Origin of the sequence: Fluviicoccus sp. (assembly GCF_030646115.1) — a bacterium.
GTDB lineage: Bacteria > Pseudomonadota > Gammaproteobacteria > Pseudomonadales > Moraxellaceae > Fluviicoccus.
In genome coordinates this window covers 1-1,503 of record NZ_JAUSMX010000025.1, presented here as the reverse complement: position 1 = coordinate 1,503, position 1,503 = coordinate 1, and the positions used below count along the sequence as shown (strand labels likewise).

The following is a 1,503-nucleotide window of genomic DNA, read 5'->3' as shown; positions in this document are numbered from 1 at the left end:
GCATCACTTTGGGCGGCGCGGTGGATGGCACGGTAGCCAACACGCAGAGCCTGACGCTGAATGCCGGCACGGCGGGCGTTATTGCCGCCAGCAGCACGATCGGCACCGGCACCTCGCTGGCCACCCTGACGGTGACTCAGGCTGGCACAACGGCGCTGAACGGCGGCGCAGTCACAACTACGGCCGGGCAGACCTATAACAGTCCGGTTGTACTGGGGGCCGATACCACGCTGACCGGTGTCGACGTTAATTTCGGCAGCACGGTGAAGTCAGACGGCACAAATCGTAGCCTAACGGTGATTGACAGCGGCACCACCACCTTCGGGGGCGTCGTAGGCAGTGCTGTGGCGGGCGAGAAGTTGGCCAGCGTGACAACTGACCTGCCGGGCACCACGGTGATCGCTGGCGGGTCCGTCACTACTACGGGGGCGCAGACCTACAATGATCCCGTAAGCGGAGCAGCAACAATTACTCTGACCAGCACGGCGGCGGGGGGGCACATTATTGCCACCAATGCAGCTAACAACTTCACTACCCTGTCAGTCAATACGACGGGTGCCAGCAATGTCTTCGTTAAGGATACGGATGCCGTGATTTTCGGAGCCTCCACTGTAGGAGGCTATCTCGACATTACCGCCGGCGGCAACATCACCCAAAGCGGCCTCCTGACCATCGGCGGCAATCTTTGGGCCATGTCGTCGGGAGATATTCTCCTCTCAGGATTCCCAGTACCAGTACCCCCATTCCCTGCCCCTCCGAGTCCCCCCAACGCTCTCAGCGGTACCGTTTCTCTGATCGCTGGTGCCAGTAGCCAGGCATGGCTCAATGCCACTCGGATCGAGGTGGGTCTGGTGCGGCCATCAGATCCGACGGACACCAACGTCGGGATATCGGCGGCCTATGTGACTTTGGAGGCACCGAGCGGTGGTACCCCGGGGGCCTTAGCAGGCTTAACTGGCTTCATTACGGCGGCCGGTACAGCCGGGGGCTTGGTGACGGCGACTGCTCCGTTTAGTTCGACAACGGCGTCACTGACCATTCGGACGCTTCCAGGCAATGGCGTTATTGGCGACACGAATAATCCCGTGTTCCAAGGTTTGAACGTTCGGACTAGCGGTCTGGTTAAGGTTTTTGGCGACGCGCTCGGCGACGGCACCATCCATTTGGTAGGCGACGACGCGATACAACCCAGGTATGAGTTTTCGGGAAACCCGCTGCATCGGTCGGTCAAGTACAACGGCGTTGAAGCAACCAACGCCCAGTTGACGGGTGCCTTGGATGCCGCTTACCTGGATATCCGCAACGCGACGATCGAGATTCGCGAATCCGGATTCGCCAAGGAGAACGCCAACAAGGTCCTGCGCCGCGGTGTGGTGACGTCTGCAGGGCCGGGCCAGCCGGCAGTGGATGACAGCACCGGAACGATGGGTCTGGCGTCGTGCGACGGTAATTTCCGCGATAGCAACCTGGCTTGCCAGCAATAGCAAGCTGTCTTGCCGATTA

General features: G+C 60.5%; 1 protein-coding gene. It reads left to right on the top strand.

Features of this window, described 5'->3' with window-relative positions:
• On the top strand, positions 1-1,484 hold a 1,484-nt coding region (locus Q7T36_RS15710), incomplete at its 5' end, for a hypothetical protein (RefSeq protein WP_304850787.1).
• Between the last annotated feature and the right edge of the window lie 19 nt (positions 1,485-1,503).